The organism is Micromonospora sp. KC213, from assembly GCF_004348325.1.
Classification (GTDB): domain Bacteria; phylum Actinomycetota; class Actinomycetes; order Mycobacteriales; family Micromonosporaceae; genus Micromonospora.
The window spans coordinates 1-9,472 of the sequence record NZ_SMKF01000199.1; the positions used below are offsets into that span (position 1 = coordinate 1).

At 70.8% G+C, this 9,472-nt stretch carries 8 protein-coding genes; 3 read left to right on the plus strand and 5 right to left on the minus strand.

Annotation, left to right across the window (positions count from 1 at the left end; all coding sequences use genetic code 11):
• Positions 1–1,309: glycoside hydrolase family 6 protein (locus tag E1166_RS26760; protein ID WP_132342707.1), on the plus strand; the 1,309-nt coding region annotated here is incomplete at its 5' end.
• A gap of 119 nt (positions 1,310–1,428) precedes the next feature.
• On the opposite strand, the gene E1166_RS26765 is transcribed toward E1166_RS26760, so the two are convergent.
• The 5 genes from E1166_RS26765 to E1166_RS26785 all read right to left on the minus strand — a co-directional run bounded on the left by E1166_RS26765 (position 1,429) and on the right by E1166_RS26785 (position 5,473).
• Positions 1,429–1,800 (minus strand): hypothetical protein, encoded by a 372-nt coding sequence (locus tag E1166_RS26765; RefSeq protein ID WP_132265514.1) that lies wholly within the window; start codon positions 1,798–1,800, stop codon positions 1,429–1,431.
• A 71-nt stretch (positions 1,801–1,871) separates the two neighbouring features.
• Entirely contained in the window at positions 1,872–2,177 is a 306-nt protein-coding gene (locus tag E1166_RS26770; protein WP_132265516.1) for a hypothetical protein, read from the minus strand.
• A 62-nt stretch (positions 2,178–2,239) separates the two neighbouring features.
• Positions 2,240–3,898 carry a sodium:solute symporter family protein gene (locus E1166_RS26775; RefSeq protein ID WP_132265518.1) on the minus strand — a complete coding sequence of 553 codons (1,659 nt, stop codon included), beginning with the start codon at positions 3,896–3,898 and terminating at the stop codon, positions 2,240–2,242.
• Positions 3,899–4,022: 124 nt separating this feature from the next.
• Complete coding sequence (locus E1166_RS26780; protein WP_132265520.1) at positions 4,023–4,868, minus strand: hypothetical protein; 846 nt, start codon at positions 4,866–4,868, stop codon at positions 4,023–4,025.
• A gap of 11 nt (positions 4,869–4,879) precedes the next feature.
• Complete coding sequence (locus tag E1166_RS26785; protein WP_132265522.1) at positions 4,880–5,473, minus strand: hypothetical protein; 594 nt, start codon at positions 5,471–5,473, stop codon at positions 4,880–4,882.
• A 221-nt stretch (positions 5,474–5,694) separates the two neighbouring features.
• Between E1166_RS26785 and E1166_RS26790 the strand changes: the two genes are divergently transcribed.
• Together E1166_RS26790 and E1166_RS26795 are read left to right on the plus strand one after the other, a co-directional pair.
• Positions 5,695–7,185: a catalase gene (locus tag E1166_RS26790; RefSeq protein WP_132342708.1), complete on the plus strand. Its 1,491-nt coding sequence runs from the start codon at positions 5,695–5,697 to the stop codon at positions 7,183–7,185.
• A 229-nt stretch (positions 7,186–7,414) separates the two neighbouring features.
• Positions 7,415–9,472: nitrate- and nitrite sensing domain-containing protein (locus E1166_RS26795; RefSeq protein ID WP_132342709.1), on the plus strand; the 2,058-nt coding region annotated here is incomplete at its 3' end.

Genomic DNA, 9,472 nt, shown 5'->3' on the forward strand with positions numbered 1-9,472 from the left:
CCCCTTGGCGTTCAGATACGGGTTGTCCACCCCGCCGCCCATCCCGGGGCAGCGGGTGGACAACCCGTATCTGAACGCCAAGGGGTACGTGAACCCGGAGTGGAAGGCCAAGGCCGAGTCGGTGCCCGGCGGCAACCGCGTCTCGAACACCCCGACCGCGGTCTGGCTGGACCGGATCGCCGCCATCAACGGCACGCCGGACAGCAGCTCGAACGGCGCCATGGGGCTGCGGGACCACCTGGACGAGGCGCTGCGGCAGGGCGCCGACTACATCCAGATCGTGATCTACAACCTGCCCGGCCGGGACTGCTCGGCGCTCGCCTCCAACGGTGAGTTGAAGGCCCACGAGCTGCCCCGCTACAAGGCCGAGTACATCGACCCGATCGCCGCGATCCAGGGTGACGCGAAGTACCGTAACCTGCGGATCATCAACGTCGTCGAGATCGACTCGCTGCCGAACCTGGTGACCAACACCTCCGGCAACCCGGGCGGCACGGTCATGTGCGACACGGTCAAGAACAACGGCGCGTACGTCAACGGCGTCGGCTACGCCCTGGCCAAGCTGGGCGCGATTCCGAACGTCTACAACTACATCGACGCCGCGCACCACGGCTGGATCGGCTGGGACAGCAACTTCGGCCCGACCGCGCAGATCCTGCGCGAGGCGGCCGGCGCGTCCGGCAGCACCCCGGCCAACGTGCACGGCTTCATCGTCAACACCGCGAACTACTCGGCCCTGCGGGAGCCGCACTTCAAGGTGACCGACAACGTGGGCGGGACGTCCGTCCGGCAGTCCAAGTGGATCGACTGGAACTTCTACGTCGACGAGCTCTCCTTCGCCCAGGCGTTCCGCAGGGAACTGGTCACCAAGGGCTTCGACGAGAAGATCGGCATGCTGATCGACACCTCCCGTAACGGGTGGGGTGGCTCGGCCCGGCCGACCGGCCCCGGCCCGATGACCAGCGTCGACGCTTACGTCAACGGTGGTCGGGTCGACCGGCGGCACCACACCGGCAACTGGTGCAACCAGGCCGGCGCGGGTCTGGGCGAGCGTCCCAAGGCGGCTCCGGAGCCCGGCATCGACGCCTACGTCTGGGTCAAGCCCCCGGGCGAGTCGGACGGCTCCAGCAAGGAGATCCCCAACACCGAGGGCAAGGGCTTCGACCGAATGTGCGACCCGACCTACGAGGGCAACGCCCGCAACGGCTACAACATGAGCGGCGCCCTGCCGGACGCCCCGATCTCGGGTGCCTGGTTCCCGGCGCAGTTCGCCGAGCTGATGCGCAACGCCTACCCGCCGCTCTCCTGACCCGGCGGACGGCCTACCTACCGCGGCAGGAGTGAGGCACTGCCGCGGCAGGTTCCCCCGGGCCCCTGGCCCGACCGGTCACCCGGTCGGGCCAGGGGCCCCCACCGTGGCACCGCCACTCAGGGGACGGTCCGCTCGATCGCCGCCGGCCCCAGCTCGGCCAGATCCCGGCGGGCCCGCTCGATGTTCTCCGGGGTCAGGTCCTGCCCCCGGGCCGCCACCAGATCCTCCGGCTCCCACTGCTGCTCGGCCCCGGTACGGATGTTGTCCGGGGCCGCGCCGGTGCCGGTGCCGGTCGCACCAGTGCCCGCCGCGTACGGGTCGCCCACCAGTTCGTCCGTGCCGCCGCCCGGTTCGGTGAAGGCCGGATTGTCGCGGTCCGGGCCGCCGTCGGTGGCCAACTGCGGCACGGTGGTCTCGTCGTCGACCGCGGCGGCCACCTCGGGGCTCTCCTCCAGCGGCCGGCCGCGGTTGGGGTCACGATCCGTCATGGTGCTGCCCTCCTGTCCCAGGACGCTCTGATCTCGCGTACCCCGCTGGGACGGGCCCATGCCGGCGCGGATCAGACCTCCTGGGCCTCCTCGACGGTGGGCGGCTCGACCGGGCGGAGCCACTGCCAGGCCAGCATGGCCACCCCGAAGAGCAACATCAGCAGACCGGCCCACAGGTTGATCCGCAGACCCTGCGCCTTGTCGATCTCCGGCTGCCCGTCGAAGAGGCCGACCAGGCCGACGAGCACGCCGTACACGACGAACAGGCCACCGATCACCCGGCGGATGTCGAACAGCCGGGACGCCGCGGACCTCGCCCGCTCCGCCTCGGTCTCCTCGACCAGCGGATCCTGCGACCGCTCGCTGTGCTGTTCCATGGAGTCGACCTTCCTCTCGTGTCGCCGCCGGGGGACCGGCGTCAGAAGAGCGGGATGTGGCCTCAGAAGACCGGGATGTACAGGACCACGGCCAGGACCAGGACGATCGCGCCGAGCAGCACCGGCGAGCGCCACCAGACCCGGTCGCCGGCCAGCACGTCGCCCTTCAGGTCCACCCCGCCCATGCCGTAGACCAGGCCCTGGAGTTCGTCGTCGGGCTTGGGGCGGGTCAGCGGGGTGACGACCGCGGCCACCACGGCGACCGTGGCGAAGGCGATGCCCGCCCCCCAGAAGCTCTCCTCCAGGTCGGAGTTGAAGTGCAGCACCCCGCCCTTGTAGAGCAGGTACGTGGCGAGCGCGGCCAGGGTGCCGGACAGCAGCGACCAGAAACCGGCCAGCGGGCTCATCCGCTTCCAGAACATGCCGATGATGAAGGTCGCGAACAGCGGGGCGTTGAACAGCGAGAAGAGCGCCTGGATGTAGTTCATGATGTTGCTGAATCCGGCCGCGATGAACGCCGTGCCGATGCCGACCAACACGCCGCCGACAGTGGCGAGCCGGCCCACCCGGACGTAGTACTCGTCCGAGCCGTCGCGGCGCACGTACGCCTGCCAGATGTCGTACGTGAAGACGGTGTTGAAGCCGCTGACGTTGGCCGCCATGCCGGCCATGAACGAGGCGACCAGACCGGTCACCGCGATCCCGAGCACCCCGTTGGGGAGCAGGTCGCGCATCAGCAGCGGAATCGCGTTGTTGTAGACCAGATCGCCCTCGCTGGCGCCCAGCCCCTGCACGGTGACCATGGCGATCAGGCCCGGGATGATGGTGACCGCCGGGATCAGCAGCTTCGGGTAGGCGGCGATGATCGGGGTCCGCCGGGCGGCGCTCATGTTCCGCGCCGACAGGGCCCGCTGCACCTCGGCGAAGTTGGTGGTCCAGTAACCGAAGGAGAGCACGAAACCGAGACCGAAGACGATGCCGATCCAGTGCGCGCCCAGCGGGTTGTCGGTGCTGCCGGTGCCCTGCCAGGCGTGCAGGCCGGCCTCGCCGAGCCGGGACTCGCGGACGGCGTCCATCAGGCCGCTCACGCCGCCGACCTTGACCAGGCCGATCACGGTGATCGGCACCAGACCGGCGATGATCACGAAGAACTGGAGCACCTCGTTGTAGATCGCGCCGGAGAGCCCGCCGACGGTGATGTACGCCAGCACGATCACCGCGCCGACCACGATCGCGACCCACAGCGGCCAGCCGAGCAACGCCTGCATGATCAGCGCCAGCGCGTACAGGTTGACCCCGGCGATGAGCACCTGGGCCACCGCGAAGCTGATCGCGTTGAGCAGGTGGGTCGGCCGGTTGAAGCGCAGCCGCAGGTACTCGGGGACGCTGCGGACCCGGGAGCCGTAGTAGAAGGGCATCATCACGATGCCGAGAAAGACCATCGCCGGGACGGCGCCGATCCAGTAGTAGTGCAGGGTCATCATGCCGTACTGGGCGCCGTTGGCGGCCATCCCGATGATCTCCAGCGCGCCGAGGTTCGCCGAGACGAAGGCCAGCCCGGTCACCCAGGCCGGCAGCGAACGCCCGGAGAGAAAGAAGTCGACACTGGTCCGGATGGCCCGGCGGGCGGCGAAACCGACACCGAGCACGGTGACGAAATAGAGCGCGAGAATTCCGTAGTCCAGCCCGTTCATGCTCAGCCGGAGGCCGCCACCGTCCATTCCCCCACCCTTCGTCGTGTACGTGGGCGAGCTACTACCCCGATGATCGGCTTTCCACGCGCGACGTACGGCACACGCGCGGGCACCCCGGTCGATGTGCGACCGGGGTGCCCCGACAGCGCGGTCAGCGACCGAGGACCCGGTCCAGGAAATCCCGGTACTGGCGGACCGCCACCCGCAGCTGCTCGGTGTCGGCCGAGCCGGCGTCCCGCCAGTCGCCGATCCGCTGCTTCTGCGCGGAGAGCGCGGCCGAGAGCGCCTCGATGGCCTCCTCGACCAGTGCCTGTGCCTCGCCGACCGCCGCCCGGGGGTCGTCCACGAAGCGGAGCTGGACCTCCCGCCAACGGTCCCGGAACGCCTGCGCCGCGTCCGCCTCGAACAGGGTCGCCGCGTGCGTCGGGACGTTCGCCCCGGTCGCCCCGGCGGCGGCCGTCACCGGGTCCGCTGCCGTCGTCCCGGCGTCCGGGTCGACCATCGTCGGCACGGCGCTGCCGTATCCGGCGGCCGGCGCGTCGCCGTCGCGCCGCACGCCGTCCGGGCCGGCTGCGGTTGCGGTCACGACGTCGGGGTGGGTGGCCTCCCAGCGGTCGCGGTCGTGGATGCGGTCGGCGGCCGTCGGGTCGGCCCGCTCGTCGTCGAACGGATCGGTCCGTCCCGGTGCCCCGTCGCCGGGCAGCGCGGTGTCCTCCTGCCGGGCGTCCCGTTCGTCCTCCGGACGCCCGCTGGCCAGTGCCGAGGCGGCGACCGCGTCGCCCACCGTGGCCGCGCCGAAGACGGTCGGCAGCGGGGCCGGGTCGTGGAACTCCGGTCGGTCGCCGTCGTCGTCGCCGTCACGCTCCCGCCCCTGGTACGGGCGGAGGCCGTTGCGGTCCCGGTGCGCGGTCGCGTCGGCGGTGGGTGGAACGGGCACCGGCGCGGACCGCACCGCCTCCGGGTGCTCCTGGTTGGCCTGCTGCTCTTCCTGGCGCATGGCGGATCTCCTCAGCGGCTGGTGACGTCGTGCGGGCTGTCCGGTCGGCGCTGCGCCGGCGGTTGCTGCCCGACCGGCTCCTCGCCGAGCAGGTCGGCGAAGAGGGTCCGGTAGTGCACGAGGGCCTGGCGTAGCTCCTCGGTGCTGGCCTCGCCCCGCTCGTTGCGGAGCCGGATCTCGTGCGCGTCCCGGTAGTGGGTGAGGGTGCGGGCGTGCTCGACGGAGAGGTGGGCGATCTGCTCCGGGAAGTCCCCGGTGGGGTAACCCCGTTCCGCGATGAGCCGACTGACCAGTTCGTCGGCGTCACCGACCGTCTCGGCCGGGGAGTCGACGAAACGCACCTGGAGTTCCTCCCAGGCGGCGGCGTACCTGGCACGGGCAGGCGGGTCCAGCGGAGTGAGTTCGAGTTCGGCGTGCCGGCGTTCCCGCTCGCGCAGCTCCCGTTCCGCGGCGGTACGGTTGTCCCGTTCCGCGACGAGCCGGTCGTACTCGGGGCCGAAGCGGTGCTTGAGCGTGCGGCGTCGGCCGGCCACGACGGCCGCGGCGACCAGCGCCGCGACCACCAGCACGGCGAGCACCACAACGATTACCTGCGTGGGCGACATGGCTCCTCCTTCGCCCCCTGGTATTCCCTCCGTCCGGTGATCGCCAATCCCGATCCGGTCGATTTTCCTGCCGCTCAGCCGGCCGCCCGATCGACACGGGCAAAAGTTGACTCGTTCCAGAGAACGCGCTTGGGTGGGGTGATGCCGATCGAGCCCGGGAGTGCGCCACAGGGCACCCCGGCGCGTCGCCCCCACCGCCAGAACCGATCAGGAGGACAGCGATGAGCGAACAGATCGACAACAAGCCCATCCTCACCACCCGCCAGGGCCACCCGGTCCACAACAACCAGCAGCAGCGCACGGTCGGCTCGCGCGGCCCGGCGACACTGGAGAACTACCACTTCCTGGAGAAGATCAGCCACTTCGACCGGGAGCGGATCCCCGAGCGGGTGGTGCACGCCCGCGGCTTCGTCGCGCACGGCGAGTTCGAGGCGTACGGCACGATCGGCGACCAGCCGGCGTCGACGTACACCCGGGCCAAGCTCTTCCAGACCAGGGGCAAGAAGACGCCGGTCACCATCCGGTTCTCCACCGTCATCGGCGGCCGGGACTCCTCCGAGGCGGCCCGCGACCCGCGCGGCTTCGCGGTCAAGTTCCGCACCGAGGACGGCAACTGGGACATGGTCGGCAACAACCTCCAGGTCTTCTTCATCCGCGACGCGATCAAGTTCCCGGATGTGATCCACGCGTTGAAGCCGGACCCGGTGACCTTCCGCCAGGAACCCAACCGGATCTTCGATTTCATGTCGAACACACCCGAGGCCATGCACATGCTGACCTGGCTGTTCAGCCCGTACGGCATCCCGAAGAACTACCGCACGATGCGCGGCTCGGGGGTGAACACGTACCGGCTGGTCAACGCCGACGGCGAGGGCGTGCTGGTCAAGTTCCACTGGCTCTCCCAGCAGGGCGAGCACAACCTCACCGAGGCGCAGGCGCAGGAGATCCAGGCCAAGGAACTCGGCCACGCCTCGAAGGACCTCTACGAGGCCATCGAGCGCGGCGAGTACCCGCAGTGGGAGCTCAACGTCCAGATCATGAGCGACGACGAGCACCCGGAGTTGGACTTCGACCCGCTCGACGACACCAAGATCTGGCCGGAGGAGGACTTCCCGTACCTCCCTGTCGGAATGATGACTCTCAACCGGAACATCACCGACCACCACAACGAGAACGAGCAGATCGCCTTCGGCACCGGCGTGCTGGTCGACGGCATCGACTTCTCCGACGACAAGATGCTGGTCGGCCGCACCTTCTCCTACTCGGACACCCAGCGCTACCGGGTCGGTCCGAACTACCTTCAGCTGCCGGTCAACCGACCCCGCGAGGACGTGGTGGTCAGCACCAACCAGACCGGCGGCGCGATGTCGTACGGGGTGGACAACCGGGGTGCCAACCCGCACATCAACTTCGAGCCGTCCTCGCTGGCCGGGCTACGCGAGGCGGACGAGTCCTACCGGGAGTACCGTCCCTTCGTCTCGGGTCAGATCATGAAGGCCCCGATCGAGCGGCAGGACAACTACTCCCAGGCTGGCCGGCGGTACCGCGAAATGGCCGACTGGGAGCGTGACGACCTCATCCTCAACCTGGTGACCAACCTGTCCCAGTGCGACAAGCACATCCAGGAAAAGATGGTCTGGCACTTCGGCCAGTGCGACGAGGAATACGGCCGCCGGGTCGCCGAGGGTCTCGGCCTTTCGGTCCCCGCCTGAGCTTCGTCCCGGCCGGCGCCCCGACGGCGCCGGCCGGGCGTCTGGCGGGGGTCCGGCGTGCCCACCGGCATCCACAGCGGAGCGCGACGGGGCGGTTGTCGACCGGTAGTGCTCCGCGCCCCGATTACGTATCCTGCCCAAGGCGCCCGTGTCGGTGCCCGGCGCCGTGGCCGGGTTCTGCCCGGCCGGTGCCGGCGCCACCGCTGCCATCCCTTCGGGCGAGGACTCAATGGACACCCACGACTGGTCGATCCGCGCCAAGCTGACCGCACTGGTCGTGACCCCGGTCGCTGCCCTGATGGCACTCTGGATCTTCACCACCACGCTCACCCTCGGTCCGGCGCTCGACCTGCTGGTCTCGCGTACCTTCCTCGACGATCTCGGGCGTCCCGGCGGGACGGCGGTCGGGGAGCTGCAACGCGAACGGCGGCTCTCGATGGTCCAGCTCGCCGGCACGAAGCCGCTGCCGGCCCTGGCGGAGCAGCGACGGCGTACCGACAGCGCGGTAGCCGAGCTGCGCCGGCGCATCGGCGGGGAACGGCTGCGCGACGCCGGTGGCGACCTGCTCGGTGGTCGCCTGGACAGGCTGGCCGGCGCCCTCGACACGCTGCCGACCGGGCGGGGTCTCATCGATCGCCGGCAGGTCGACCGGGGCGACGCGAACGCCCTCTACACCGGCGTCATCGGGGTGGTCTTCGAGGCATTCCACGCCACGGCACACGGGCCCGAACCGGAGCTGACCCGGCAGGCGTTGGCGCTCATCGGCCTCGGTCGGGCACGTGAGCTGCTCGCCCAGACCGACGCGTTGGTGGCCGGGGCGGTCACCGACGGCCGGTTCGCCGAAGGGGAACACCTGCGGATGGCGCAGGCCATCGGTAACGAGCGGTTCCTCGCCGAGACGTCCGTGGCCGACCTCCCGGCCGAGGACCGGGCCGCCTACGAGCGATTGGTGGCCGGGGAGGAGTTCGTCCGGCTGCGTGCCATGCAGCAGACGCTGCTGAGCGCGGACCCGTCGGGGCGCCCGTCGGTGGACGGCCGCGCCTGGCTGACCAGCTACGAGGCCGTGCAGCAACAGTTGCACGAGTTCGAGTTACGCCAGGCCGACAGGCTGACCGACCGCGTCCTGCCGGTGGCCGCCACCATCCTGGTCCGGCTCGCTGCCGCCGGGGTGCTCGGGCTGCTGGCGGTCGTGGTGTCGATCCTGGTCGCACTGCGGGTCGGGCGTACGCTGGTCCGCCGGCTCACCGGCGTGCGGGCCGCCGCCCTGGAGATGGCCGAGCACCGGCTCCCCGACGTGGTGGCCCGGCTACGCCGGGGCGAACAGGTCGACGTGGCGCGCGAGGCGCCGCCGCTGGAGTACGGCGCCGACGAGATCGGCGACGTCGGACGCGCCTTCAACGAGGTCCGGCGCACCGCGGTCAGCGCCGCCGTCGACGAGGTCACCCTGCGTCGGGGCCTCAACGAGGTGTTCCTCAATCTCGCCCGCCGCAGCCAGGGCCTGGTGCACCGGCAGCTCGCCCTGCTCGACGGAATGGAACGGCGCACCGAGGACCCGGACGAACTGGCCGACCTGTTCCGGGTCGACCATCTCGCCACCCGACTCCGCCGGCACGCCGAGGACCTGGTCATCCTCGCCGGGGCGGTCCCCGGACGGGGGTGGCGACAGCCGGTCGCCGTGCTGGACGTGGTCCGCGGCGCGGTCTCCGAGGTCGAGGCGTACGACCGGGTGGACGTCGGTGAGCTACCGCCCGCCGGGGTGGAGGGCCGGGCCGTCGCCGACGTGACCCACCTGCTCGCCGAGCTGATCGAGAACGCCACCGCCTTCTCCCCGCCGGATACCCGGGTGCAGATCGTTGGCCAGCAGGTGCCCAAGGGGTACGTCGTCGAGATCACCGACCGCGGGCTGGGGATGTCACCGGGCGCGGTCGAGGAGGCCAACCGCCGCCTGACGGATCCACCCGACTTCGACCCGGCCGACAGCGCCCGACTCGGACTCTTCGTGGTGGCCCGCCTCGCCGCCCGGCACGGCGTTCTGGTCACCCTCCGCGCCGAGCAGCTCGGTGGGCTGACCGCCGTGGTGCTCGTGCCGGCCGACCTGATCACCGACGAGCCACCCGGCCCGCCGGTGCCGGTGGCCCGCCCGAGCGTTCCGGTCAGTCGGCTGGGCGCCCCGATCCGGCCCCGGCCTGCCCGGCGCACCCGGGAACGCCCCGACCAGACCGTGCTGCCGTTCGCGCCGGCGCGCACCTCCACGGTGCAGACCGCCCCGGACGGCGACGGCCTGCCC